This is a genomic window from Planobispora longispora, from assembly GCF_016863135.1.
In the GTDB taxonomy this organism is placed as follows: Bacteria; Actinomycetota; Actinomycetes; order Streptosporangiales; family Streptosporangiaceae; genus Planobispora; species Planobispora longispora.
This window is the reverse complement of sequence record NZ_BOOH01000037.1, coordinates 37,975-63,394: the sequence shown is the minus strand read 5'-3', so window position 1 is coordinate 63,394 and position 25,420 is coordinate 37,975. Positions and strand designations below refer to the sequence as shown.

Below are 25,420 nucleotides of genomic sequence, written 5' to 3'. Positions count from 1 at the left end.
CCGTCTCGCGGGCCGGGGCCGCCGGAATCAGCCGGCGGCGCAGGCGACGCCGTTGAGGGCGAAGGCCGGGGGCCTGGCCGTGTCACCGGTGTGCGTGGCCTGGAACCCGAAGTCGGCCGACGCGCCCGGCGCGAGGATCCTGTTGTAGGAGACGTTCCCGGCGGTCACCCGGCCGGCGGGCGGCGAGACGACGGCGTTCCAGGCCGAGGTGACCGTCTGGCCGGCCGGGAGGGTGAACGTCAGGGACCAGCCGTCGAGCGTGGCGGTCCCGGTGTTGGTGACCTTGACCGCACCGGTGAACCCGGTGTTCCAGGCGTTCATGGCGTAGGAGACGCGGCAGGCTCCGGCACCCCCGGTCGGGGTCGGAGTCGGTGTGAGGGTGGGCGTGGGCCCGCCGGTGAGGCCGAAGAAGCGCAGCGCCGCCTCCGCCATCCCGCTCATGGGCAGGTCGTGCCCGCCTCCCTGGACGCTGATCGCCTCCACGGGGGCGTTCTCGCCGGTGCTCCCGTAGCGGGTCCGGATCCAGTTCGGGCGCGGCCGGTCGGTGAGCGAGGGGGTCTGGCCGAGCCCGTGGACGTCGGTCCACTGCTTGACCTCCTCCTGCAGGTTCGGGTGGCGCAGGATGGTGTCCTCGGTGCCGTGCCACACCTGCATCCGGGGGCGCGGGCCGCTGTGGCCGGGATGGGCCCCCCGCACCAGGTCGCCCCACTGCCGCGGCGTCTTGACGACCTGCCCGTTGGCGCAGGCGCTGTTCCAGGACGAGCCGTCGGCGGTGGCGAAGCAGCCGAACGGCACGCCCATGAACGCCGCTCCCGCCGCGAAGACGTCGGGATAGTCCCCCAGCAGGACGTTGGTCATCATGGCGCCGGAGGAGGCGCCGGTGACGTAGATCCGGCCGGGATCGGGGTTGTACCGCTGCTGGACGTACCTGACCATGGACATGATCCCCACCGGGTCGCTGCCGCCGTCGCGCCTGAGCGCCTGCGGGGAGGAGACGTCGAAGCAGGAGCCGCTCCGCGTGGCGGACGGGTAGACGACGATGAACCCGTACCGGTCCGCCAGGGAGGCGAACTCCGTACCGGAGTGGAAGGCCGGGCCGGACCCGGTGCAGTAGTGCACGGCCACCAGGACCGCGGGCCTGGCCGCGACGCGGTCGGGCACGTACAGGTGCATCCTCAGGTTGGTGGGGTTGGCGCCGAAACCGGTCACCTCGGTGAGGGTCGCCGACGACGCCGGGGAGGCCGCGATCAGCCCCGCCGTCACCAGCCCCGCGACGGTGGCCACGGCGGCCATGACTCTGCTTCTGATTCCCATCCGCTGCCCGCTTCCCGGCTCTCCGGCCGCGCCCTGCGACGCGACGCCTTCGGCTTCTGAAATATTCGGACTATCAGCGAAATTTTCGAGAGGCAAGATCGGACATCCGGCCTTCCCTGCGGGACCCTCCTGAGCTGGAAACAGAGAGGCGGCGGAACCTCGATCGCCTGAAACTTTCGCCCCTCCCGGCTGACGGGCGACGGATCAATCGGGTGCGGGGCGCGCCAGCCGGTCGATCTCGGCGAGCACCGCCTCCACGTGCGGTCCCACCCGCGCCCTCAGCTCGTCGCTCCAGCTCTCCTCCGAGTAGCGGCGGCTGAGATACAGCTCCCTGGCATGCTCCAGCACGGGGCGGTGTTCCGCCGGGAGCCGGGCGAGGGCCCAGTCGGCGGCGGCGTCCTTCGACCTGATCTCACCGGTGGCGAGCGTGGTCCAGACGCGAGCGAGGGTCAGCACGACGTTGCGGGTGTCTCCGTCCAGGTCGCCGAGCAGGGCGGGGATGCCCGCCGCACTCGCCCGGACCGCGTCCGCGCGCGGGACGGGGTCCAGGACCCGCGCCGGCGGCGGACCGGCGAGGGGACGGTCGCCGGCCCGCACCATCGTGATCAGCAGGGCCAGGTCCGGCATCGGCTCCGGTTGCGGGACCTCACCGGCTTCGAACGCCTCGCGCAGCCACTCGCCGTACAGGAAGTCACCGATCGGCGGGAACCGCCACGGGCGGACCTCGGACTGGACGACGACGACGAGCTCGACCGGGCGGGCCCCGGCCGCGGAACCGGAGATCCCGAGCAGTCCCGCGAGAAGCGCCCGCCGCTCCCGATCGTCCATGCGCCGCCGGGAGACGACGAGGACGTCCAGGTCGCTGGCGGGCCTGAGGCCGCCGAGTACGGAGGATCCGTGGAGATAGGCCCCCACGACCTCGGGGCCCAGCACCTCGCGGACCAGCCCCGCGACCTCCTGAACCTGATCCGCCACGCCGCCACTCCAGACTCCCCGCCGGCGGGCGCGTCCGCTTCCACCGGGCTCACGCGTGTTCACGTTCGACCGGGCCGGTTCGGCGATCGCCTCGCACACGGCCTCGGCCGGCGCACAGGTACGGCCGGGCCAGGGACAGGGCGAGAGCGGTGAGGCCGATGCCGGCGTACACGGGGGCCAGGTGGACGAAGCTCGTGTAGCCGATGATCATGTGTACGACGACGGCGGGCAGGAAGCCGGCGGCCGCCGCCAGGGCCGAGGACCACCAGACCCACGACTCGCCGCGCCGCCAGCCCCACATGCTGATCAGGATGACCGCCAGTGCGGCGGCCATGAGAGCGCCGCCGAAGCCGGCTCGATCGTGGGCGATGAACGGCACCAGCCGGGGGCTGGCCGCGTCCAGACGGCCGGGGTCGGTGCCCAGGAACGCCAGGTCGGTGGAGACGAAGACCTCGGTGAGGCCCACGACGGAGATGACGGCTCCCCCGGCGAACAGCCCGAGACCAACCATGATCATCAGCAGCTGGCCGGTGAGGGCGCGCCGCCGCAGCCGCTCCGGTCCCTCCGGCCGCGCCGTCCACCGGGGGCGTTCCGGAGACCGCAGGGCGGCCAGCAGGAACATCGGGAACAGCACGACCGTGACCGCGGTGTGCAGGGGCTCCACGAAGCCGGTGCCCAGGAAGGAGAACAGAGTGGAGAAGGCGACCAGCCCGGAGGCGAGATACGCCCTGCGGGACCATCCCCACCCCTGCCGGAGGCCGCCCCACGCCAGCCCGGCGTACAGCACGCCGATCGCCACCATGGTGCCGGCCATCGTTATCCTGTCGTGCTGGAGGAACGGCGCCAGGCGGTGGTTGACGACATCGAGACGGTGGCGGTCCATGCCGAGATAGGCCTCGTCGTACCAGAGCAGCAGCGGCCCGATCGTGATCAGGGCGGCGCCCAGTCCGGCGACGATCATGCCGAGCCCGACGAGCAGGCCCCACCACCACCCCGGCCAGCGCCGCGGATCCGGAGCGATCTCCCGCAGCCCGGCCGGCGGTTCGGTCGGGGTCACCGCCTCGATGACCCGCTGGAACCAGCCGGGCCCGGCGGCCACCAGCGCCGCGGGTGTGGCCAGCACCGTCACGTCCGGGTCGGCCAGCGCCTCCACGGCGCGCGCGACGGCGGGATCGGCGAGGTGGACGAGATCCGGGGCGTCTCCGACGACCACCCGGTCGGCGTGCGGAGCGAGCCGCGCCGCCACCTCCGGTGTGGACGCTCGCACGATCACCAGGCATCGGCGGCCGGCGACGGCCCGCCGTACCAGCGGCACGTCGGCCGGGGCGACCGGCCCGATCTCGATGACACCGGCGCCCTGAACCGGCAGCGCCCGGATCGCGTCGCGGGCGAACGCCACCGGGACGACCGCGCCGAGCCGCGCCGCCAGATCCGCCGGCGGGCGGGAGTGGTCGAACATCCCCGCGACGAATCCGGCCCCGCCGGGCAGGGAGGTCAGCGTGGCCAGGGCCCGCAACGCCGCCCGCTGCGACCGCCGCCGGCCCAGCACAGCCGCCGCGAGAGGTCGCAAAGGGTGATAGGTCCAGTCCGGCACGTCTCCGAGGTTACATACGCCCGCGCGCCCGAGTCCGCGCCCGGTAGCATCGGCGCTGATGAGAAGGAGGCCGCCGTGACCCCCACGATGATCATCCCGGTGCTGGTCACGACCGATCTGCCGCCGGATGCGGACCTCGCGGCGTTCGGGCGGCAGATCGCCGACGCGGTCGCGGTGCTGCCCGCCCCCGGCGGCGCGTCGTTCGCCGGACGGCTGGACGGCAGGGTGTTCTGGCTGGAGGCCCCGCTGGTCGCCCCGGCCGAGCCCGGGTCATCGGCGTCGACGGCCGAGGAGCTGCGCTTCGCGGCCGTGCTGGGAATGCTGGCGGTGGACGCGCCGGAGCCGGTGGCCAGGCAGGTGCTCACCGCCGCCCGGGCGGCGGTCGCCGCCGCGGTCGCCGCCGCCTACGGTGATCTGGGCAGCCCGCCGGCGGTCCTGGCGATCCGCGCCGAGGACGTGCGCGAGCGCACGCCGCGCACGGCGCTGCCGGCCGTGACCACGCCCACGATGCAGCCGGCCTGACGCGCCGCTCTCCGCACCGCCCCCACCCGCGACGGCGACGCCCGCACGATCGGCTTGACCCTCACGTAACGGGAGGCCGCATCCTGGAGCGCGTGAGGAAAGGGGGAACGGCCATGGGTCATTCGGTCGGGCAGGTGGCCCGGCTCGCCGGGGTGACGGTGCGCACGCTGCACCACTACGACGAGCTCGGCCTGCTCTCGCCCGGGCAGCGGACGGCGTCGGGCTACCGCCGCTACACCGACTCCGACCTGGAGCGGCTGCAGCACGTGCTGTTCTACCGGGAGCTCGGCTTCCCCCTCGAAGAGATCGCGGTCATCCTCGACGACCCGGGCGTCGACGCGCTGACGCACCTCAGGCGTCAGCACGAGCTGCTCAGCCGGCGCATCGACCGGTTGCGGGAGATGGCCTCGGCGGTTGAACGCGCGATGGAGGCGAGCACGATGGGAATTCCGCTGACGCCGGAGGAGCGTTTCGAGGTCTTCGGCGACTTCCGCCCGGAGGAGTACGAGGAGGAGGCGCGAGAACGCTGGGGCGGCACCGAGGCGTTCGAGCAGTCACGGCGGCGCATGGCGAAGATGACCAAGGACGACTGGACGCGGTTCAAGGCCGAGGCCGCCCAGACGGCCGAGGCTTTCGCCAAGGCGTTCACCGAGGGGGTGCCCGCCGACGACGAGGTCGCCATGGACCTGGCCGAGGAGCACCGGGCGCACATCACCCGCTGGTGCTACGACTGCTCCTATGAGATCCACCGCGGGCTGGGCGACACGTACGTGGCGGACCCGCGCTTCGCGGCCAACTACGAGCCGCTCGCGCCCGGCCTGGCCCGGTACATCCGCGACGCGATCCACGCCAACGCCGGCCGCGCCGGGGCGTGACGGGGAGGCGACGTCGCCTTTCACGGGTCGCGGACGGCCTCTCCCGGCAGTTGGTGAGGGGCTGCCCCATGACCGCCTCCGGTGACCGCCTTCCGTCACGGACCTCCGTCACGGGCTTCACCGGCGGATCAGCCGCCGGTGAAGCCACCGCAGGAAGGAGCGCCTCCTGGCGGGCGCCGCGGAGCCGGTGTTCCCGCCGGGGACGGGCGGATCCTGGGCGGCGTGGCGGGCCCGCCAGTCCCCGACGACCTCTTCGGCGTCGAAGAGCGGCTGGACGATCGGCGGGCCGGACAGCGTCTTCCCGTAGCTCTCGCGGATCTTGGCGTTGATCCTCTCGATGATCTCGCGGGCCCCGGCCTCCGTCCGCGCGGCCACCGCCGCGGCCCGGGCATCCTCCGCCTCCTTGCGCAGCGCGAGCGTTCCCGGCAGCGGGAACGACAGGTTCTCCGCCTGCAGCTTCTGCTTGATCCACCACATCTCGTCGTCCGGCTTGCCCTCGCCGGGGATGGGCTTGCCGGCCCCGGGGAGGTCGTCGAACTCCCCGCGCTCGGCGGCCTCGCGGATCTGCCGGTCGATCCACGTCTCGAAGCCCATGCCGAGCGGTTTGCGCTCCGTCAAGGATCCACCTCCCGCCGCGGCCGCCCGGCCTCCCGGCCGGGAGCACGGCGGGCGGCCCTTAGGCTGGAGAGCCGTTCTCCGAGGTCATCGAAGGAAAGGGTGGCTCCCCGTGCCCACCGTACTACGTCTGTTCCGTTACGTGGCGATCGCCGAGGCGTGCTCGTGGGCGGGGTTGCTCGTCGGCATGTACTTCAAGTACGTCGCCGCCACCGGCGATCTGGGAGTGAAGATCTTCGGCCCGATCCACGGCGCGCTGTTCGTTCTCTACGTCGCCGGGGTGCTCGCCGCGGCCCGCGTGGCCCGCTGGGGCCTGGGCACCGTCGTGCTCGGCCTGGCGTGCGCGGTTCCCCCGTTCACCTCGTTGTGGTTCGAGCGGCGCGCGATCGCCCGCTACCGCGAGTCCGTCGCCGTGTAGCCGCGACGCGTCGCCGGCCCGGCCGCGCCCGCGGGCCGCACTCTGAGTCCGGGCCCGCGGGCGCCGCGGGATTCTCCCGCCGGCGGGATCGCAAGGATCAGCTGAAAGCGTCCTTGACCTTCTTTCCGGCGTCCTTCACCTTCTCGCCCGCCTGCTTGAGGTTGCCCTCGGCCTGGTCGGCCCGGCCCTCGGCCCGGAGGTCCTCGTCGTCGGTGAGATCCCCGACGTTCTCCTTGGCCCGGCCCTTGAGCTCTTCGGCCTTGTTCGCGATCTTGTCGTCGGTCCCCATGATCGCCCCCTTTCCTCACGCCGGCGCCCTTCGCCGGGCCGATCACCTATCCGGGGCGCCCGGCGGTAAACACCGGCCGGAACGGATCACAGGTCCAGGAGGGCGCGCGTCACGGCGCGGCACCGGCCCGGATGGGTGAGCAGGTCGGTGGAGTCGGCGAACTGGTCGACCGCGCCGACCGGCGGCAGCGCCGCCACGGCCGGGTCGGCGATCGAGGCCGTCAGCGCGTCGGCGAACCGCTGGGCGCCGATGACCTGGAAGGGCCGGGCGTGGTAGGAGCGCACGGAGGTCTCCAGCGGCCCGGTCAGTCCCAGCCGGTTGTGCAGGGCCGCCAGCCGCTCGTACGCGCGGCCCAGGTGCCGTTCCCGTTCCCGCCAGTCCGTGGCGGCCGTCGCCGCCGACAACGAATCGCCGAGCTCCGCCGAGCCGGACAGGCGGGCGAAGGCGCTGCCGAGCCATTTCGCGTAGGGCGGGTAGCGGCGGCGCATCAACAGCACCAGCCGCATCACCTCACGCGCCAGCCGGGCGGTCACCACCGCCGACCCCAGGCCGTCGCCGACCTCTCCGCACCGCCCCGGGAACGCCTCCTCCTGCGCCAGGCGCCGCCACTGCGCGGCCAGCACGTGGCGCCACAGGTCGCCGGGGTACCAGCGCAGCGTGGCGCGCGCCCGCTCCAGCACACCCAGTCCGTCGTGGAAGACCTCCCCGCTGGTGACCTCGGCCAGCCGCTGCCAGGGGACCGACAACCAGTCCAGGGCGGTGAGCTCTCGCGGCTCGCGGCACGGATCGAAGCCGAGCCGCTCGGTGAACCACCGCGCCGGCTCGACGATCTCCACCCCGTTCCGGCCGCCGAAGACGGTCGGATAGCCGCCGAAGGACGAGGGAAGGCCCGCGGTGACCGCCCGCCGTACCTCCTCGGCCGATCCGGCGACGAACAGCACCACCCGGGGTCCCCAGTCATGGTCGGTGGAGCGCTCGGTGTCGAACGCCAGAACCTCCGACCCCGCGCCGATCAGTGCGGCACTGTGCGGTACGTCGGTGACCACGGGTCGCACGACCTCGGCGTAGAAGTCACGCGACAGCTCCAAACCAGGCACGAAACTGGACATCATTTCGTCCACTCTGCCTGGCGCCCCCTCCCCGCGCACCCGGTTTTCCCGCCCCCCGCTCCGCCCGGGACGCGGCGGGCCGCCCCGCGAGGCGGCACGCGAGGAAAATCTTCCCCGCCCGCCGGGGTCCGAGGGGGAAAGCCCACGTCAGCGCTGCCGCCGCCGGACTGCCCGGGCAGGACCTACCTGCCCACCGGCCCGGAACCGGTCAGGCGCGTCGACGCCGTACGGATGATCGGCCAGGCCGTCGGCCGGGATGTGACGTTCGTCGAGCTGACCCCGGAGCAGGCCCGCGAGCACTGGAAGGACACCTATCCGGAGGAGATCGTCGACTGGTTCCCGGAGATGGACGCGGACCCCGCAGATGGCGGCGCGGGTGTGCGCCCGCGCCGGGAGCACGCTCACCGCGCAGGAGTGGCGCGAGCACCTGCCCGGGGTGGCCTACCGGCAGGTGTGTCCTACCCGGGGATGAGCGTCGCGGCGGCGACCGGGCGGATGCGCATGCCCAGCCGCTCGTAGACGCGGATCGCCCCGGCGTTGTGGGTGTCGACCATCAGCGCCACCCGGCCGTGCTCGGCGGCCAGCCCGTCGACCACGAACCGGCACACCGCCTCCCCCAGCCCCCTGCCCCGTAAGGCCGGGGCGGTGGCCACCCCGGCGACGAAGCCGACCTCCGGCGCCGACCAGGCGTCGGCCGCCGTGGCCACGAGCGTCCCGGCGGCGTCGCGCAGCCCGGCCCAGCGGCGGATCCCGGGCAGTCCCGGAACCGCCCAGGCCGACGGCGACGCCTCGGCCAGCAGCTCCGTCACCTCGTCGTCGGCCTCGGGCGCCAGCCAGCTCACCGGCCCGTCCCGGCCGGGACGATCCGGGACCGCCTCGCCGTTCCCGCCCGGGCCGGCCCCGGAGGGCCTGCCGTGCGGGACGACCTCACCGTTCCGCACCCGAGAGGAGCCGGTGGTCTTCCGGTGCGGGACGGCCCCCGGCCGCGCCGCCCTGCCGGCCCCGGCGGTGTCCATCCACTCGAAGGCGCCCACGATCTCCGCACCCGGCAGCCGCCGTACCACCTCGGCGACCAGCGGCCGCTCGCCCAGCAGCCGGTAGGAGGGCCCCAGCTCCGGCAGCACCCGCCGTACCAGCTCGGTCACCTCGGGCGCGCCTCCGCGCACGGTCAGGCGGTCGCGGCGGTTCAGGTCGGGGCTGGCCACCGCCACCGCCCCGTCCAGCGTCCACGCCCGCACCCCGCCGCGCAGCCCCTGCGCGGCCCACACGACCATGGCGTCGTCACCGGCCGCGACCGCGACGTCCCCGGCGTCCGTCAGCTCCGCGTCCGCCGGTTCCACGTCCGCCGGTTCCACGTCCGTCAGCTCCACCGGCAGCTACAGGATCGCGCCGGGCGCGTACGCGGCGGCCTGCGGGTGGCGGGCGGTGATCTCGCCCACGCGCGCCACGACCGCCTCGACCTGCTCGGCCGCCGCGCCGGTGAACGCGATCCGGTCGGCCAGCAGCGTCTGGAGCCCGGCCCGGTCCAGCGGGAAGCGCTCGTCGGCCGCCAGCCGGTCCAGCAGCTCGTTGCCGGCCCCGCGCTCGCGCATCGCCAGCGCCGACGCCACCGCGTGCTCCTTGATCAGCTCGTGCGCGGTCTCCCGGCCCACCCCGGCCCGCACCGCGGCCATCAGCATCTTCGTGGTCGCCAGGAACGGCAGGTAGCGGTCCAGCTCGGCGGCGATCACCGCGGGGAACGCGCCGAACTCGTCCAGGACGGTCAGCATCGTCTCCACCAGCCCGTCGAAGGCGAAGAACGCGTCCGGCAGCGCCACCCGGCGCACCACCGAGCACGACACGTCGCCCTCGTTCCACTGGTCCCCGGCCAGCTCGGCGCCCATCGACGCGTAACCGCGCAGGACCACCGTCAGCCCGTTGACCCGCTCGCACGAGCGGGTGTTCATCTTGTGCGGCATCGCCGAGGAGCCGACCTGGCCCTCGGCGAACCCCTCGGTGACCAGCTCGTGCCCGGCCATCAGCCGGATCGTCTTGGCCAGCGACGAGGGCGCGGCGGCCAGCTGCACCAGCGCGGTGAGCACCTCGTAGTCCAGCGAGCGCGGGTAGACCTGCCCGACGCTGGTGAAGCGGTGGGCGAAGCCCAGGTGGGCGGCGACGCGGTCCTCCAGCTCCGCCAGCCTGCCGCGGTCGCCGCCCAGCAGGTCCAGCATGTCCTGGGCGGTGCCGACCGGCCCCTTGATCCCGCGCAGCGGGTAGCGGGCGATCAGCTCCTCCAGCCGGGCGAACGCCACCAGCAGCTCGTCGGCGGCCGAGGCGAAGCGCTTGCCCAGCGTCGTCGACTGCGCGGCCACGTTGTGCGAGCGGCCCGCCATCACGGCGCCCGAGTGCTCGGCGGCCAGCGCCGCCAGCCGCGCCAGCAGCGCCACGCACCGGTCGCGCACCAGCAGCAGGCTGTCGCGGATCTGCAGCTGCTCGACGTTCTCGGTCAGGTCCCGGGAGGTCATGCCCTTGTGCACGTGCTCGTGCCCGGCCAGGGCGTTGAACTCCTCGATGCGGGCCTTGACGTCGTGGCGGGTGACGCGCTCGCGCTCGGCGATGGAGGCCAGGTCCACCTGCTCCAGGACCTTCTCGTAGTCGGCCACCACGCCCGCGGGGACCTCGATCCCCAGTTCCGCCTGCGCGGCCAGCACGGCCAGCCACAGGCGCCGCTCGGCCACCACCTTGTACTCGGGGGACCACAGGCGGGCCAGCTCCGCGGAGGCGTAGCGGGCGGCCAGGACATTGGGGATGCGGGGCTTGGAAGTCACGTTGCCGCAGTCTATCGAGGCGCCCGCGGCCGGCACGCGCCCGCCCCCTCCCCTGCCGCGGGCGGGGAGACCTCGCCGTCGCGGCACCGGGGAGACCTCGCCGTCGCGGCGCCCCGGCCGGCCCGCCCGTCCCGGCTCCCGCCCGCGCTCCGGGGCCGCGACGGCGGATCGCCGTACGGCGGCGGGAGGCGCCGCCGTACGGCGATCAGGACGATCCCGTTCCCGGACCGCCGCCGACTGGCGGGGCGGTCCGGGAAGCGGGTCCTCAGGTGACCTGGGCCAGTTCGTCCTTGTCGTAGACCTTCACCTCGGGCTCCGCCTCGCCGTCCTTCTTCTTGGTACGGCGGAAGCGCTCCTTGGTCCGCTCCAGCATCACGTACAGGGTCGGCACCAGCACCAGCGTCAGCAACGTCGACGACAGCAGTCCGCCGATCACCACGATCGCCAGCGGCTGCGAGATGAACCCGCCCGACCCGGTCAGGCCCAGCGCCATCGGGACCAGCGCGAAGATCGTCGCCACCGCGGTCATCAGGATCGGGCGCAGGCGGCGGCGTCCTCCCTCGATCACCGCCTCCACGATGCCCAGGCCCTGCTCGCGGTACTGGTTGATCAGGTCGATCAGCACGATCGCGTTCGTCACCACGATGCCGATCAGCATCAGCATGCCGATCAGCGCGGGCACGCCCATCGGGGTGTCGGTGGCCAGCAGCAGCCCGATCGCGCCGGTCGCCGCGAACGGGATGGACACCAGCAGGATCAGCGGCTGGGCGAAGCTCCGGAACGTCGCCACCATGATCATGAAGACGATCGCGATGGCGGCCAGCATCGCCAGCCCGAGCTGCCCGAACGCCTCGGCCTGGTCGGCGCTCACGCCGCCGATGGTGTAGGAGGCCCCGGCCGGCAGCGACAGGCCCTTGAGCTTGTCCGTCAGCTCCGCCGACACGGCCCCCAGGTCACTGGCGGTGGCCGTGCCCGACACCGTGGCGCTGCGCTCGCCGTCGATCCGGGTCACCTGCGTCGGCCCGCCGACCTTCTCCACGTCCGCCACGTCCGACAGCTCGATCATTCCGGTCGCGGTCGGCAGGGCCAGCTTGCGGATGTCGGCCACGTCCTCGGGCGCGTCACCGCTGCTCAGGATCACATCTCCGGGCCGCCCGTCCAGCGTCATCTGGCCCAGCGGCGCGCCGCGGAACCGCTGCGCGACGAGCTGGCCGATCACCGCCTCGCTCAGCCCCCTGGCGGCGGCCTTCTCGCGGTCCACCCGGACCTCGATCCGCTCGGCGCTGGCCTCCAGGTTGGAGGTGACGTCCCGCAGCCCGCCCAGCTCGGCCATCTCGCCGCGCACGGTCTCGGCGGCCGTCTTCAGCGTCGCCAGGTCCGGCGCCTGCACGATCACCTGGACCTGGTTGGTGGAGCCGCCCATGCCGCCGCCGCTGCCGCCGACCGTGATCTCACCGACGTCCGGCAGCGCCTTGAAGCGCTCGCGCAGGGTCTCCTCCAGCGCCGGGGTGTCGGCGCCCTCGGCCACCGACACCGAGTACGAGGCGCGGTCGCCGCCGCCGCCCGTCGCGCCGCCCATGAACATGCCGCCGCCGCCGACGTTGACCTGGTAGGACTTCACGCCCTGGTCCTTGAGGGAGGCGAGCACCCCCTCGACCTTCTCGGCGGCCGCGTCGGTCGTCTCCAGGTCCGTGCCGACGGGCATCTTCTGGCTGATGGAGATGGTGTCCTGCCCGGAGGAGTCCAGGAAGTTGGTCTCCAGCCGCCCGGCCAGGCCCATCGTGCCGATGAACACCACGATGCCGATCAGCACCGTCACCAGGCGACGCCGGGTGGCGAAGCGCAGGACCGGCAGGTAGGCGCGCTGCAGCGGGCTGCGCAGCTCCTTGGCCTCGGCCTCCTCGCGGACCGCCCGCGCCTGCTCCGGGGTGAGCACCGGGGCCTTCAGGAACCAGTAGGCCAGCACCGGGATGACCGTCAGCGACACCAGCAGCGACGCCAGCAGCGCCACCGTCACCGTGATCGCGAACGGCGCGAACAGCTGCCCCACCATGCCGCCGACCACCGCGATCGGCGCGAACACCGCCACCGTCGTCAGCGTCGAGGCCGTCACCGCGCCGCTCACCTCGCGCACACCCGCCAGCACGGCGTCGCGCTTGGCCTCGCCGTACCCCAGGTGCCGCTTGATGTTCTCCAGCACCACGATCGAGTCGTCCACCACGCGGCCGACCGCGATCGTCAGCGCGCCCAGCGTCAGCATGTTCAGCGAGTAGTCGCCCAGCCAGAGCGCGATCAGCGCGATGATCACCGAGAGCGGGATCGAGACCGCCGTCACCAGCGTCGAGCGCAGCGACAGCAGGAACACCAGGATGACCAGGACCGCGAAGACCAGGCCGAGCAGGCCCTCGGTGGTCAGGTCCTTGATCGAGCGCTCGACGTAGGGCGCCTGGTCGAAGATGACCGTCACCGCCGAGGCGTCGCCGAGGGCGCGCACGATGTCCGGGATCTTCTGCTCCACCGCGTTCGAGATCGCCACCGCGTTGCCGTCGGGCGACATGGTGATCGACACGCCCAGGCTCGTCTTGCCGTTGGTCCGGGTCAGCGTGGTCGCCGCCGCGAGCTCGCGCTCCACCTCGGCGACGTCGCCGAGCCGGACCGGCTTGGGCGCCGCCGCCGGCCGCGCCTGCTGTCCCTGCTGACCGGAGGCCGGCCGGCCCTGCGCCTGCCCCTGGGCCGTACGGCCCTGCTGCGCGGCCTGCGGCTGCTGGGCCTGGGCCGGCGCCGCCGGGGTCAGGTAGAGGTCCTTGAGCTCCTCGACGGAGTCGATCCCGGTGCCGACCTGCACGGTCAGCGACTTGTCGTCCTCGGTGAGGCTGCCGGCCGGGATCGACTGGCCGTTGGCCCGCAGCGCGTCGGCGATCGCGGTCGGCTGGAGGCCGAGCAGCGCGAGCTTGCGCAGGTCGGGGGTGATCACCACGTTCTCGTCGCGGGTGCCGGTCACCGTCACGTCTCGGACGCCCTCGACGCCCCGCAGCTCCGGCACCATGACGCGCTCGAGCTTGTCGGCCATCTCCCGTTCGCCGCCGCCGCCGCTCTCCACGGCCAGGACGACCACCGGGATGTCGTCGGTGCTTCCGGCCAGCACCTGCGGCTCGACCCCGTCCGGCAGCTGCGCCTCGATCCGCGAGATCGCCTGCTGCATCTTGCCGACCGCGGCGTCGATGTCGGTGCCGTACTCGAAGGCCGCCTGGACCTGGGACATGCCCTCCCGGGAGGTGGAGGTCACCTCGGTGATCCCCGCGATTCCCTGGAAACTGTCCTCGATCGGCTTGGTGACCTGCTCCTCGACGATCTCGGGAGAGGCCCCCAGGTAGGGCGCGACCACGAACGCCCCGGGGAACGACAACGAGGGCAGCAACTGCTGTTTCAACGACGGGATCGCGAAGGCGCCGAACGCGCTCAGCACCACCGCGATCATTATGACGAGGCTGCGGTTGGCGAGGCTCAACCTGGCCAGGGCGGTCATGAGGACGGACTCCTAGGGCCGGGGATGTCACTGTAAATTTCGCCACAGACTAACACTTCGCCCCGAACGAATATTTAACGAGGTCATACAATCCTGATAACCTTCTCAGGAACGAGAGGGTGAGCGTGGACGACGAACGCGACCGGCTGATCGACCGGATCGGACAGATACAGCGTGACCTGGGCCGATTTCTCGCCGGAAGCCGTCAGCACTCTTCTCCCCTGCTCGACTCCAACCTCACCATGCGCCAGCTGAAAGTCATCATGTTCCTGGCCGCGCAGGAGTCGGCCTCGGGGCAGGACATCGCCCACCACCTCGACGTGGGGCTGGGCACCGTCACCGGCATCGTCGACCGCCTCATCGGCCACGGCCTCGTCACCCGCCGCGAGGACCCCCACGACCGCCGCGTCCGCCGCGTCGAACTGACCCCCGAGGGCCGCACCTTCCTCGAACGCATCTCCGAGGCCGGCATCAACGACTTCCGCCGCCTGCTCGAACGCCTCGACACGCGGCTCCTCCACGATCTGCACGCCGTCCTCGACGAGATCCAGGCCGCCGCCTTCAGCCTCGAGGAAGAACCCGGAGAAGACTCCCGCGAGAAAAAGGTGGGATGATAGGTTCCTTGGCTATGCCTGGATACCTTGACGACCTGTTCTCCCTGGCCGGCCGTACCGCCCTCGTCACCGGAGGCAGTTCCGGCATCGGCTACGCCATCGCCGAGGCCCTCGGCCGCGCCGGCGCGCGCGTCGTCATCGCCGCCCGCCGCCCCGGCCCCCTGGCCACCGCCGTCGAGAACCTCCGGCGGCACGGTGTCCAGGCCGTCGCCGTCAGCGCCGACGCCGGCGACCGCGCCGACGTCGCCCGCCTGTGCGAGCAGGCCGCCGCCCCGTACGGCGACATCGACATCCTCGTCAACGACGCCGCCAACAACATCCGCCGCCCCATGGCCGAGCTCACCGACGACGACTACGACCAGACCATCGCCGTCAACCTCACCGCCCCCTACCTGCTCGGCCAGCACTACGGTCCCCGCATGGCCGCCCGCGGCTGGGGCCGCATCATCAACATCGGCTCCCAGCAGTCCATCAGCGCCTTCGGCGACAGCGGCGTCTACGGCGTCTCCAAGGCCGCCATCGCCGGACTGACCCGCTCCCAGGCCGAGGCCTGGTCCGCCCACGGGGTCACCAGCAACACGATCATCCCCGGCTTCGTCCTGACCCCCCTCACCGAACCCGCCCAGGCCGTTCCCGGCCGCGTCGAGGCCCTCGCCGCCCGCTCCATGACCGGCCGCAACGGCCTGCCCGCCGACTTCGCCGGCGTGGCCGTCTTCCTGGCCGGACCCGCCTCCGCCTACCTCACCGGGCAGACCATCTGCGTGGACGGCGGCTTCTCCGTCCACTGACCGCGCGGGCTCCTCCGGCGACCGCGCGGCCCTCCCCGCCGACCACGGCGTGCCCGGCTCAGGACGCGCCGTGGAAACGGCGGTGCAGCTCACGCACCTCCTCCGCGAGAGCGGCGACGGGACCCTCCACCACCGCCCCGGGCACGACCTCGCGGACGGGCAGGGTCCGCACCGGGGGCGCGGGCACCCCCAGCTCGGCCAGCCAGCCCGCCAGCTGTTCCGAAGAGCTCGCGTACACGATGCGCCCCAGCCCCACCCAGCCGTGCGCCGCAGCGCACATCGGGCAGTGCTCGCCCGAGGTGAAGACGGTCGCCGCCGCCCGCTCCCCCGGGGTCATGTTCGCCGCGGCCCAGCGCGCCAGCTCGAACTCCGGATGACGGGTCCGGTCCCCGGAGGCCACCCGGTTGTGGTCCTCGGCCAGGATCGTCCCGTCCGCGGCGACGAGCACGGAACCGAACGGCTCGTCCCCTTCCTCCAGGGCCTCGGCCGCCAGCTCCACACAACGGCGCAGGTACCGCAGCTCGGCCTCGCCCACCATGATGACCTCCAGGAACAGGAATACGACAGCTCGCCGGACACGTGGAACCATCCGTGCACCATCATCGTTCGATCATGTGTTTCCGCAAGTGAGCATGGAAAGGTGACCGGCATGGGACTTTTCGGCGGGGATGAGGACGGCCAGGACCAGGAGCAGCTCTCGCAGGACGCGCGAGCCGCTTTCGAGCGCGGCTACGGGGTCTACGTCGCCTACATCCCGGATGAGGTGCCCAGGAAGTACAGGCAGGTTCAGACCTCGTGGGGGGCCACCGAGGCGATCAGCCGCATCGAGCGGGAGGGATGGCGCCTGGAGCGCATGCTCGAGAGCATGTACGGCAATGGCGCGCGCGTCCTCACGTGCATGTTCCGGCGGCAGGAAGCGGACCAGCGCTCAGAGTGACCCAGCCTGCGCGGGACCGCCTCCGGGCGATCCCGCCGCCACGAGCCGACGACCGTTCCCGGAGGTTCCCGTTGATCGCAGACCGGTACGGCTACGCCGTCCTGCCGGGCCAGGCCCTCGCCACCCCCGGAGTGGAAGCCGTCCTGCGCCGCCGTGAACGCGCGGGAGTCGTCTGGGCCCTGGCCGGGCTGGTCCCCCAGGGCGTGCTCGTGGCCGTCCTCCTCCCGGCGGGAGGCCCCGCGGGGGCGATCGGCTGGATGCTCGCGGTCACGTTCTCGGTGACGGCGGGCCTGGCGGTGCTGTGGCGCCGCGCGCGGCGCAGGGAGCGACGGATCCTGCAGACCTACGGCTGGCAGGTGTGGCCGTGCCGCGACCAGCCGGTGAAGGTGGTCTCGGGCGACGGGGAACGTTCGCGGGGCCGCCGGTGGAGCACCGAGAACAGGGTGGTGCTGCTCCAGCCGGACGGCCAGAGCCACTGCGCGTTCCCGCCGCCGTGGGACGGCTGGGACGGCCCCGGCCCCCGGGGCCCGGTGGCCGGCGACGAGATGTGGTTCGCCGGGGACACCCGCTTCGGCGGCGTCCTGGCGGTGCCGGGAGGCATGCCGTTCCGCTACGTCACCCGCGGCAGACCGGGCACGAGGAAGGGCACGGCCCTGGAGGACGAGCTGGCCCGCCGGTCGGGGCTCATGAGGGGCTGAGCCCCAACTGGCGGGGTCCCGGAAAATCCAGCTGATCCGCGAGCGGATCACACGCGAGAATGCGCCCATGTCTCAGGCGACCCTGCGCACCAGCCGCATCCAGCTCGTCCCCCTCTCCGACGACCACCTCGAGCACGAGATCGAACTCGACGCCGACCCCGAGGTCATGCGCTACCTCGGCAACGGCCGCGCCCGCACCCGCGAGGAGGTCGAACGCCTCCACCACGAGCGGCTCGCGGTCGCCGGCCTCGTCCCGGGGCTCGGCTTCTGGGCCGGCCTCGTCGAGGGACGGTTCGTCGGCTGGTGGATCCTGGAGCCGCCCCAGCGCGCCGATCAGGGCCCGGCCGGCGGGCAGGCCGAGCTCGGCTACCGGATCCTGCGCCGCCACTGGCGCCAGGGCCTGGCCAGCGAGGGCGCCCGCGAGCTCATCCGGCACGGGTTCGAGGACCTCGGACTGACCCGCGTCTTCGCCGAGACGATGGCGGTCAACACCGCCTCCCGCGCGACGATGACCGCGGTCGGCCTGCAGCACATCCGCACGTTCCACATGGACTGGGACGAACCACTCCCCGGCAGCGAGCTCGGCGAGGTCGAGTACGCGATCACACGGGAGCAGTGGCTCAGCGGCCGGGCGGCCGGAGTCTGAGAGCCCGGAGTTCGGAGCCCGGGTTTTGAGAGCCCGGAGACCGGAGCCCGGAGGTTGAGAACCCCGGGCTCGAAGGCCGGAGTCCGGCGCCTGGAAGCCGGGCGACCGGAGCCCGGGAACCTGTCAGGGGCCTTCCCGGCCCCTGCAGGGCTTGATCCTTCTCACCCGGTGATTGAATGGCCGCGCCGTACCGATCTTCAATCCCCAGGGACCCCCATGAGCACCACCACGACCCAGCAGGCCGTCAACGCCCGCCGCGCCGTGTCCTACTTCTTCGTCCTCCTCGGCACCGTCTCCGGCGTCTGGGCCGCGCGCATCCCCGCCGTCAAGAGCACCCTGAACCTCACCGACGGCCAGCTCAGCTACGGACTGCTCGCCATCGCCGTCGGCCTCGTCGTCGGCATGCGCTTCGCCGGCCGCCTCACCGACCGCCTCGGCAGCGCCCGCGTCGTCGTCCCCGCCGGCATCGGCACCGCCCTCGCCGTCGTCCCCGCGGGCTACATGCCCACCCTCCCCTCCCTCATCGTCGCCCTCTTCCTGTACGGCGTCGTCAACGCCTCCCTCGACGTCTCCATGAACGCCCACGGCGTCGAGGTCGAACGCGCCTACGGCCGCCCCATCATGTCCTCCTTCCACGGCATGTTCAGCGTCGGCGGCCTCATCGGCGCCGGGATCGGCGGCCTGTTCGCCCTCTTCGGCCTCGGCGCCGGGATCACCCTCGTCGCCACCGCCGTCCCGCTGGTCCTGATCTCCCTCTACGCCGGGCGCCACCTGCTGCCGTCCGCCGCCGCCACCGGCGACCACGCCTCCGCCGGCGCCGGCCGCGCTCCCTGGAGCGGCTGGATCGTCCTCATGGGCGTCGTCGCCTTCGCCGGACTCGTCGGCGAGGGCGCGGCCGTCGACTGGACCTCCGTCTACCTCTTCGAAGACCTCCGCGCCTCCGAGAGCGTCGCCGCCCTCGGCTTCGCCGTCTTCTCCACCGCCATGACTGTCGGCCGCTTCGCCGGAGACCACCTCGCCCTGCGCTACGGCCCCGTCCGCCTCGTCCGCGTCTCCGGCGTCATCGCCGCACTCGGCCTGGGCGGCGCCCTCCTCGTGGGCAACGTCCCGGTCGCCATCGCCGGCTTCGCGCTCTTCGGTCTCGGCCTGGCCACCATCGTCCCCCAGGTGTTCTCCGCCGCCGGCAACCACGACCCGGCCCGCGCCGGGCAGGCCATCGCCCAGGTGGCCACCGTCGGCTACGCCGGGCTCGTCGCCGGGCCCGCCATCATCGGCGGCGTCTCCGAACTCGTCGGCCTTCCCGCCGCTCTGGCCATCCCCGCCGCTCTCGCCGCTTTCATGGCCGCCTCGGCCGGAGCGCTGCGGTCTCGATGACCAGCCCCTTTACAATGTAGATCAAAGTCTCATATGCGAATGAATCGATCGATATAGGTGTATTCAAGAGGAAATAGGGTTTATAACTGATAGTTGAGAGGTGATTACGTAAGGTAAATTCCTTGCTATATCGGCGGAGATTCAGAGATGTCATTCGTGCAGCGTCTGGCGGCGCCGGCCGCCGCATTCCTGCTTGGCCTGTCGGCGGCCGCGTGCGGAAGCGCCGGGCCGGGGGCCGAAATGGCGGGGGTGACAGGCGGAACGGGCAACCAGGGCGATCAGAACGGCCAGAGCGGCCGGGAGAACCAAGACGCCCAGGAGAACCAGGAGAATCAGGGCGGCCAGAACGGTCAAGAGGGTCAGAGCGGCCAGGAAGGCCAGAACGGTCAGGAGAGCCAGGAGGGCCAGGGCGACGGGGGCGATCAGGACGATCAAGACGTCCAGAGCAGTCCGAACGCCCAGGGCGGCGACCCCGGCGACGTCCAGGTACCGGTCTCGCCGGTCAACGTCCCGGACATCCCGAATGAGGGCGCGACTTTCGACAGCCTCGAGGAGCTGCTGGGCATCATCGCGGGTGAAGTCCAGAACAACTGCGACGACGGCACCGTCTGCCTGTCCCTGGACGCCAGGGCGCAGGGCCCGGATCCGGACTCACTGTGCTCCTTCCAAGGCTTCGACCCACCGGCGGGTCAGGAGGTGAAGCAGGGCACGACCTTGACCGTCCTGGTTTCCGACGAGTGCCTCGACGGTGGAGAGGGTAACGGCGGTGAGACCGGTGAGACCGGTGAGACCGGTGAGACCGGTGAGACCGGCGAGACCGGCGAGACCGGCGAGACCGGCGAGACCGGCGAGGGTGGCGAGGGTGGTGAAGGGGACACCGGCGGTGAGGGTGAGGCGCCGCCCGCCGGGCCCGAGCAGGACAGCGGCGACTCCGGTGACTCCGGTGACTCCGGCGACTCCGGCTATGAGGCGCCCGACGACCGGCAGCCGGGCGTCGAGGAGCAGCAGCCGGTGGCGCCTCCGTCATGACCGAGCCGGACCCCGGACAAGGCCGGGAGCAGGATCACGGACGGGGCCAGCAACAAGAGCAGGACCAGGAACAAGAGCAGGACCAGGGCCAGGGCCAAGGCCGCGAACAGCAGCAGGACCTCCAGGCCCCGCAGGCCGCGGGGCTGGGGACGCTCGCCCAGCTCCTCGGCACCATCGTCGCGCCGACGAGTCTGCTGACCGCCCTGCTGTATTTCTTCGGCTGGAACTACACCTACTGGCTGTTCCACGAGTTCGGGGTCAACGCCACGGTGCTCGGCTTCTCCACCGCCGACTACCTGATCAACAGCCAGAAAGTGCTGTTCGTTCCGCTCACGGTGGCCGCGCTGATCGCGCTCGTCGCCCTGTGGGCCCATGCCGCGCTGCGCACCCGCATGGCCGCCGGGCCCCTGCCCCGCCTGCTGCGCCATGTCGTTCCGGTGATGGTGCTGGTCGGCGTCGTCCTCATGCTCGCCGGGGTCGCGAGCGTCTTCACCGTCACCACGCTGAGCCGGCATCTGGCGGCCGCTCCCCTGTGCCTGGCCACGGGGGTGCTCCTGCTGGCCTACGCCCGGCGGCTGCACGCCGACCGGGCCGCCGGCAGGCCCGCGCTGGCCGCGATCGCCGAGTGGGCGGTCACCTTCGTCCTGGTCGCGATCAGCCTGTTCTGGGCCGCGGCCGACTACGCCGCCGCGGCCGGCACCACCAGGGCCCACGGCCTGGCGGCCCGGCTCCGGTACGAGCCCAGCGCCGTCCTGTACAGCCAGAACAGTCTCAGCCTGACCGCCCCCGGGGTTCGCGAGACCCTCTGCCGCGACGGCAAGGCCGCCTACCGGTACCGCTACGACGGGCTCAAGCTCATCGTGCACTCCGCCGACCAGTACGTCTTCCTGCCGGCGAGATGGAACGTCAGCGACGGCGTGGCGATCCTGCTGCCGCGCAGTTCGACGCTGCGCGTGGAGTTCCTGCGCGCCGACCGCGCCGCCGCCCTGCCCGCCGCCTGCTGAGCCGTCCTCCGCCGGGCGGGAACATCCGCCGGGCGGGAACAGCACGTCACCGGACGCGCCGGGCCCGGGCGGCGCGCCTGCGCGGCCGGGAAGCCCGCCGCGCGATCAGGCGCGCGGTCCTCCGGCCACGTAGATGACCTGGCCGGAGACGAATCCCGCGCCCTCGCTGACGAAGAACGACACGGTGTGCGCGATGTCCTCGGGGCGGCCGGTCCGCTGCACGGGGATCTGGGCCGCGGCCGCCTTCTTGAAGTCGTCGAAGGGCACGCCCAGGCGCTCGGCGGTGGCAGCGGTCATCTCGGTCTCGATGAAGCCGGGGGCGATGGCGTTGACCGTGACACCGAACTTGCCCAGCTCGAGGGCGAGGGTCTTGGTGAAGCCCTGCAGTCCCGCCTTGGCGGCGGAGTAGTTGGCCTGGCCGCGGTTGCCGAGCGCCGAGGTGCTGGAGAGGTTGACGATCCGGCCCCACCGGGCCTCGGTCATGAACGCCTGGACGGCCCGGCTCATCAGGAACGCGCCGCGCAGGTGGACGCCCATGACCGCGTCCCAGTCACCGGCGCTCATCTTGAACAGCAGGTTGTCGCGGATGATGCCGGCGTTGTTGACCAGCACGGTCGGCGCGCCGAGCTCGTCGGCGACGCGCGCCACCGCGTCGGCCACGGCCCGCTCGTCGGAGACGTCCGCGCCGACGGCCAGTGCCCGCCCGCCGTCGGAGGCGATCTCGGCGACGAGCGGTTCGCAGGCGTCGGCGTTCAGGTCGAGGACGGCCACGGCGAAGCCGTCCCTGGCCAGTCGCCTGGCGGTCGCGGCGCCGATGCCTCGCGCCGCGCCGGTGACGATGGCCGTACGGGGTGCCTGCTGGGTCATGGGGTCTCCCGGTGGCTTGCGGAGTGCGCTTGAGGGACGGGAAACGATCGTACGCAAAAAGGACCCGGGCGGACCGGTGCGCCACGGCCGGCGGACGGGGTCAGAGAGCCACGCTGAGCGCCGTCTCGCCCGGTTCGTCGAGCCTGAAGCCCGCCGTCCTCCCCTCGGCCGTGACCTCGTACTCGCCGAGGAACCCGTTGAAACGGACCAGGCCGTCGTCGCCGACGGCCATCGTGGTCGGTTCCAGCCACCATTCCCCCTTGATCAGGGAGTGCAGCGCCTCGTAGGAGGGCTTCGGCGTGCCGTCGAGGCGGACGAATCCCCCCGGCGCGCCGAGCCATCCGCCGTCGGAGAACCCCCAGTACGTCATCGCCTCCACCGCCGGGTGGGACAGCAGGGTCTTGTAGTGGCGGACGATCTCCTCGGCCTGGCGCTCCTCGCCCTCCGGGGTCGTCGGCCACTCCGGCACCCGGTGGTCGTTCAGGTCCTCGATCTCCGGCGGCATGATGCGACCGGACACGATGGTGGTCTCGGTGAAGTGGATCGGCAGCCCGTAGCGCGCGAAGCGGTCGATGACGGCGAGGGTCTTCTCCTCGCCCCAGTAGCCCTGGTGCATGTGGCTCTGGAGCCCGAGCGCGTCGATCTCGATGCCCGCCTCGAGCACGCCCTCGATCAGGCACTCGTAGGCGGTGGACATGTCGAAGTCGTTGAGCAGGAGCGTGGCGCGCGGGTTGGCCTCGCGCGCGGCGTCGAAGACCGTCCTGATCAGCGGGATGCGGCCCATGTCCCGGCAGATGCGGGTGATGCCGTTGTCGTACTTGTCGAAGACCGGCATGATCACGGCCTCGTTGACGACGTCCCACATGTCGATGAGCCCGCCGAAGCCGGCCACCTCCCGGTGGATCCGGTGCACCTGCTCGCGGACGATCTCCTCGTTGGGAAGGTCCAGCAGCCAGTCTGCGGTGACGGTGTGCCAGGTCAGCGGGTGGCCCTTGACCACGCAGCCCCGGTCGGCGAACCAGCGGGCCGTCTCGCGCAGCCGCTCGGTGTCCGGCCGTCCGCGGACCGGCTCGAAGCGGCCCCAGTAGAAGGGGAGCGTGGCGAAGTTGAACAGCTCGGACCAGCGCTCCGCCAGGACCTCGTCGTGCACCGCGACGGCCTCGTCCGGCAGCTGCTCCGGTCCGCCCCCCGGCCCGGCGGGGGGCTCGGGCAGGGGCTCGCCGTTGGCGAGGGGGATGAAGTCGAAGCCGATGCAGCCGAAGAGGAACTTGTGGTCGCGCTGCCTGACGACCACCTCCCGGCCGGCCGGCGGCGCCCCGTCCACGGTGACGGTGAGAGCCGCGGACGCGGTGCGGTGCTTCCGGATGAGGGGATCGGCGCCGCGGGCGGAGCGGTCGAGATGTGACGGCATCGGGATGTCCTTCGAGCGATGTCCGGAGAGGAACGGTGGGGGTACGGCCGAGCGGGGACGGATCGATCCGGAGGTTCCGCGTTCCCGGTCGTGCTGCCTCCCGGTGGGACGCCCGCCGGGGCGCTCGGCCGGGAAGCAGTCTCGGGGAGCCTCCCGAAACATGTCAATGCCTGACCGAAACTTTCGGATGGAGATCAAGGCGCCCTCCCTGTACCCGGGCATCGAGCGGCGCGTCGCGGACGAGCTGCGGCTCCATCCGTCGTGGATCCGGCCTGATCCGCACGGGCGCCGGCTGATCGTGCAAGCCTTCGATTTCTCCTCGATGCGGCGCTTCCACCGGTTGCTGCCGGACGTCCCGGTCGGGCTGCTCGGCACCCCTCCCGCCGCCCGGCTGCCGGAACTGGCGACGTTCGCCGACCAGATCAACCCCCCGCACACCGCCCTGACCGCCGGGTACGTCCGGCGGGTGCACGACCTCGGCATGGAGGTCTTCACCTGGACCGTGGACAGCGCCTCCGCCATGCGGCGCGCCGTCGGCCTGGACGTCGGCGGAATCATCACCAACAGGCCGGACGTCCTCAACGAGGTCCTGTCCGCCCGCGAAGCCGCCTGAGGACGCTCCACCGCCGTTCCGATCCGGGCCGGGCGGGGAACGCGCCGGGCGCCGATCGGAACGGCTCAGGCGGTGGAGTCCCTGATCACCAGGCGGCACGGCATCTTGTGCACGCCCGGCGTGGCCTTTCCGTCGATGGCCGCGAACAGGTGCTGGGCGGCGGTCCGGCCCAGCAGCTCCAGGTTCATCTCCACCGTGGTCAGCGCCGGCCGGGTCTCGGTGGACAGCGCCTCCCAGTTGTCGTACCCCACCACCGCGATGTCGTCGGGCACCCTGCGCCCACGCTCCCTGACCGTCTCCACGAGCCCGGCCGCGATCTGGTCGCTGCCGCAGAACACCGCGTCGATCTCGGGATCGGCCATCAGCAGCATCTCCGCGGCGTGCCGCCCCCCGCCGAGCTGGCCGGGGACGGGGCGATCGAGCTGGAGATCGGGGCGTGCCTGGGAGCCGGGGACGCGGGCGGATGGCCGTACGCCTCCTCGCCGGACGGGCGGGTGCCGGGGGCGGACGTCAGGCTCCGGCTGGTGCCGTACCACCGCTGGGGCAACCGCGGTCCCGCGACGATGCGCGTCTGGATGCCCGTGTGAGAGGTCACGGGCCCGTGGCGGGGCCGCCCAGGCGGGCGAGCTGCCGGTCGTGCGGGCGGCTAGCAGCAGCAGCGCGCTGATCGCGCCGATCAGCGCGCAGGCCATGTCCCACTGGGTGTCCCACTGGTCGCCCTGCACGGCCAGGAAGTCGTCGGCGGCCTCCCCCGCCGCCAGCGCCGCCCACCACTCCAGCAGCTCGAAGAAGGCGCTGAAGGCCAGGCACGCGCAGACGGTCAGCGGCGCCAGCCAGGCGCTGCCGCGCAGCGGGGAGGTCCGCACCAGCAGCTCGCGCACCAGGATCGCGGGCACGAAGCCCTGCATCAGGTGGCCGATGCGGTCGTAGGGGTTGCGCGACAGCTCCAGCACGTCCTGCAGCCAGTGGCCGAACGGGACCCGCGCGTAGGTGTAGTGCCCGCCGACGATCAGCACCAGGGCGTGCGCGGCCAGCAGGCAGCAGGTCAGCGAGGTCAGCGGGAAGCGCCGCCAGAGCACCGCCAGCAGCGGCAGCCCGCCGATCACCCAGAAGACCTCCAGCCCCCAGGTGAACCGGTCGTACGGCCGCAGCCCCGACACCGCCAGCGCGACGAGAACCACGGCGGCCAGTACCAGGGGAAGCCGCCGTGCGGCGGGCGTGTCAGTCATGGGTCAGCCTCGGCAGTGATCGGAGCGGAACGGTACGGTACCGCGCCGCGACCGGTCTCACCAGGCACGACGCGGCGCCGGACCCGCCCCGGTGCGGGCCGAGCGGGCCCGCCATCCGCTCTCTCACAAGATTTTGTTCGTCCGAACATTTTTATGTTAGAAATAG

General features: G+C 72.4%; 27 protein-coding genes and 1 pseudogene. 14 read left to right on the top strand and 14 right to left on the bottom strand.

Annotation, left to right across the window (positions count from 1 at the left end; translation table 11 throughout):
* Window positions 1-27 precede the first annotated feature (27 nt).
* The 3 genes from Plo01_RS22400 to Plo01_RS22390 form a co-directional block, all read right to left on the bottom strand.
* Window positions 28-1,293 carry an extracellular catalytic domain type 1 short-chain-length polyhydroxyalkanoate depolymerase gene (locus tag Plo01_RS22400; RefSeq protein WP_239316842.1) on the bottom strand — a complete coding sequence of 422 codons (1,266 nt, stop codon included), beginning with the start codon at window positions 1,291-1,293 and terminating at the stop codon, window positions 28-30.
* Window positions 1,294-1,518: 225 nt separating this feature from the next.
* Window positions 1,519-2,289 (bottom strand): aminoglycoside adenylyltransferase family protein, encoded by a 771-nt coding sequence (locus tag Plo01_RS22395; protein WP_203892631.1) that lies wholly within the window; start codon window positions 2,287-2,289, stop codon window positions 1,519-1,521.
* A gap of 49 nt (window positions 2,290-2,338) precedes the next feature.
* Window positions 2,339-3,883 (bottom strand): hypothetical protein, encoded by a 1,545-nt coding sequence (locus Plo01_RS22390; RefSeq protein ID WP_203892630.1) that lies wholly within the window; start codon window positions 3,881-3,883, stop codon window positions 2,339-2,341.
* A gap of 75 nt (window positions 3,884-3,958) precedes the next feature.
* Between Plo01_RS22390 and Plo01_RS22385 the strand changes: the two genes are divergently transcribed.
* Entirely contained in the window at window positions 3,959-4,405 is a 447-nt protein-coding gene (locus tag Plo01_RS22385) for a hypothetical protein (RefSeq protein WP_203892629.1), read from the top strand.
* Between the two features lie 113 nt (window positions 4,406-4,518).
* The gene (locus Plo01_RS22380; RefSeq protein ID WP_203892628.1) at window positions 4,519-5,280 is read left to right on the top strand and encodes a MerR family transcriptional regulator; all 762 of its coding nucleotides are present in this window, start codon (window positions 4,519-4,521) and stop codon (window positions 5,278-5,280) included.
* A gap of 117 nt (window positions 5,281-5,397) precedes the next feature.
* Here the strand turns inward: Plo01_RS22380 and Plo01_RS22375 are convergent, their stop codons facing one another.
* Entirely contained in the window at window positions 5,398-5,898 is a 501-nt protein-coding gene (locus Plo01_RS22375) for a DnaJ family domain-containing protein (protein WP_203892627.1), read from the bottom strand.
* Between the two features lie 109 nt (window positions 5,899-6,007).
* Here Plo01_RS22375 and Plo01_RS22370 point away from each other — a divergent pair, with 109 nt between their 5' ends.
* Window positions 6,008-6,313, top strand: coding sequence for a DUF3817 domain-containing protein (locus Plo01_RS22370; protein WP_239316840.1), 306 nt, complete (start codon window positions 6,008-6,010; stop codon window positions 6,311-6,313).
* Between the two features lie 97 nt (window positions 6,314-6,410).
* Here the strand turns inward: Plo01_RS22370 and Plo01_RS22365 are convergent, their stop codons facing one another.
* Both Plo01_RS22365 and Plo01_RS22360 read right to left on the bottom strand, forming a co-directional pair.
* Entirely contained in the window at window positions 6,411-6,602 is a 192-nt protein-coding gene (locus tag Plo01_RS22365; protein ID WP_203892625.1) for a CsbD family protein, read from the bottom strand.
* Between the two features lie 86 nt (window positions 6,603-6,688).
* Complete coding sequence (locus Plo01_RS22360; RefSeq protein WP_307837398.1) at window positions 6,689-7,699, bottom strand: DUF4037 domain-containing protein; 1,011 nt, start codon at window positions 7,697-7,699, stop codon at window positions 6,689-6,691.
* Window positions 7,700-7,942: 243 nt separating this feature from the next.
* Between Plo01_RS22360 and Plo01_RS22355 the strand changes: the two genes are divergently transcribed.
* On the top strand, window positions 7,943-8,230 hold the full coding sequence (locus tag Plo01_RS22355) for a hypothetical protein (protein ID WP_203892623.1): 288 nt from the start codon (window positions 7,943-7,945) through the stop codon (window positions 8,228-8,230).
* Here Plo01_RS22355 and Plo01_RS22350 read toward each other — a convergent pair.
* From Plo01_RS22350 to Plo01_RS22340, 3 genes are all read right to left on the bottom strand, one after another.
* A complete protein-coding gene (locus Plo01_RS22350) occupies window positions 8,170-9,081 on the bottom strand; it encodes a GNAT family N-acetyltransferase (RefSeq protein WP_203892622.1) in 912 nt (303 codons plus the stop codon). The genes Plo01_RS22355 and Plo01_RS22350 overlap by 61 nt on opposite strands.
* A gap of 6 nt (window positions 9,082-9,087) precedes the next feature.
* Entirely contained in the window at window positions 9,088-10,518 is a 1,431-nt protein-coding gene (gene purB, locus Plo01_RS22345; protein ID WP_203892621.1) for an adenylosuccinate lyase, read from the bottom strand.
* Between the two features lie 265 nt (window positions 10,519-10,783).
* Entirely contained in the window at window positions 10,784-14,044 is a 3,261-nt protein-coding gene (locus Plo01_RS22340) for an efflux RND transporter permease subunit (RefSeq protein ID WP_203892620.1), read from the bottom strand.
* 119 nt (window positions 14,045-14,163) lie between these two features.
* On the opposite strand from Plo01_RS22340, the gene Plo01_RS22335 reads away from it, so the two are divergent.
* Both Plo01_RS22335 and Plo01_RS22330 read left to right on the top strand, forming a co-directional pair.
* Complete coding sequence (locus tag Plo01_RS22335) at window positions 14,164-14,658, top strand: MarR family winged helix-turn-helix transcriptional regulator (RefSeq protein WP_203892619.1); 495 nt, start codon at window positions 14,164-14,166, stop codon at window positions 14,656-14,658.
* Window positions 14,659-14,672: 14 nt separating this feature from the next.
* A complete protein-coding gene (locus Plo01_RS22330) occupies window positions 14,673-15,446 on the top strand; it encodes an SDR family NAD(P)-dependent oxidoreductase (RefSeq protein ID WP_203892618.1) in 774 nt (257 codons plus the stop codon).
* 58 nt (window positions 15,447-15,504) lie between these two features.
* Here the strand turns inward: Plo01_RS22330 and Plo01_RS22325 are convergent, their stop codons facing one another.
* Window positions 15,505-15,984 carry a nucleoside deaminase gene (locus Plo01_RS22325; RefSeq protein WP_203892723.1) on the bottom strand — a complete coding sequence of 160 codons (480 nt, stop codon included), beginning with the start codon at window positions 15,982-15,984 and terminating at the stop codon, window positions 15,505-15,507.
* Window positions 15,985-16,095: 111 nt separating this feature from the next.
* Here Plo01_RS22325 and Plo01_RS22320 point away from each other — a divergent pair, with 111 nt between their 5' ends.
* From Plo01_RS22320 to Plo01_RS22295, 6 genes are all read left to right on the top strand, one after another.
* Entirely contained in the window at window positions 16,096-16,383 is a 288-nt protein-coding gene (locus Plo01_RS22320) for a hypothetical protein (RefSeq protein WP_203892617.1), read from the top strand.
* Between the two features lie 71 nt (window positions 16,384-16,454).
* A complete protein-coding gene (locus tag Plo01_RS22315; protein WP_203892616.1) occupies window positions 16,455-17,081 on the top strand; it encodes a hypothetical protein in 627 nt (208 codons plus the stop codon).
* 67 nt (window positions 17,082-17,148) lie between these two features.
* Entirely contained in the window at window positions 17,149-17,727 is a 579-nt protein-coding gene (locus Plo01_RS22310) for a GNAT family N-acetyltransferase (protein WP_203892615.1), read from the top strand.
* 216 nt (window positions 17,728-17,943) lie between these two features.
* Window positions 17,944-19,101, top strand: a complete 1,158-nt coding sequence (locus tag Plo01_RS22305; protein WP_203892614.1) for an MFS transporter — start codon at window positions 17,944-17,946, stop codon at window positions 19,099-19,101.
* Between the two features lie 249 nt (window positions 19,102-19,350).
* Window positions 19,351-20,130, top strand: coding sequence for a hypothetical protein (locus tag Plo01_RS22300; protein WP_203892613.1), 780 nt, complete (start codon window positions 19,351-19,353; stop codon window positions 20,128-20,130).
* Window positions 20,127-21,134, top strand: a complete 1,008-nt coding sequence (locus tag Plo01_RS22295) for a hypothetical protein (protein WP_203892612.1) — start codon at window positions 20,127-20,129, stop codon at window positions 21,132-21,134. The genes Plo01_RS22300 and Plo01_RS22295 overlap by 4 nt, the downstream gene beginning before the upstream one ends.
* A gap of 105 nt (window positions 21,135-21,239) precedes the next feature.
* Here Plo01_RS22295 and fabG read toward each other — a convergent pair whose 3' ends face one another.
* Both fabG and Plo01_RS22285 read right to left on the bottom strand, forming a co-directional pair.
* Entirely contained in the window at window positions 21,240-22,001 is a 762-nt protein-coding gene (fabG, locus tag Plo01_RS22290) for a 3-oxoacyl-ACP reductase FabG (protein WP_203892611.1), read from the bottom strand.
* Between the two features lie 100 nt (window positions 22,002-22,101).
* The gene (locus tag Plo01_RS22285; protein ID WP_239316838.1) at window positions 22,102-23,412 is read right to left on the bottom strand and encodes an endo-1,4-beta-xylanase; all 1,311 of its coding nucleotides are present in this window, start codon (window positions 23,410-23,412) and stop codon (window positions 22,102-22,104) included.
* 187 nt (window positions 23,413-23,599) lie between these two features.
* Here Plo01_RS22285 and Plo01_RS40445 point away from each other — a divergent pair, with 187 nt between their 5' ends.
* The gene (locus Plo01_RS40445) at window positions 23,600-24,025 is read left to right on the top strand and encodes a glycerophosphodiester phosphodiesterase (protein WP_239316836.1); all 426 of its coding nucleotides are present in this window, start codon (window positions 23,600-23,602) and stop codon (window positions 24,023-24,025) included.
* Between the two features lie 65 nt (window positions 24,026-24,090).
* On the opposite strand, the gene Plo01_RS41365 is transcribed toward Plo01_RS40445, so the two are convergent.
* A complete protein-coding gene (locus Plo01_RS41365; RefSeq protein ID WP_373871708.1) occupies window positions 24,091-24,396 on the bottom strand; it encodes a substrate-binding domain-containing protein in 306 nt (101 codons plus the stop codon).
* A gap of 9 nt (window positions 24,397-24,405) precedes the next feature.
* Between Plo01_RS41365 and Plo01_RS41360 the strand changes: the two genes are divergently transcribed.
* Entirely contained in the window at window positions 24,406-24,612 is a 207-nt protein-coding gene (locus Plo01_RS41360) for a hypothetical protein (RefSeq protein WP_373871707.1), read from the top strand.
* A 63-nt stretch (window positions 24,613-24,675) separates the two neighbouring features.
* Here the strand turns inward: Plo01_RS41360 and Plo01_RS41355 are convergent.
* Window positions 24,676-25,254: pseudogene (locus Plo01_RS41355) on the bottom strand (DUF2238 domain-containing protein); the annotation flags it as partial.
* Between the last annotated feature and the right edge of the window lie 166 nt (window positions 25,255-25,420).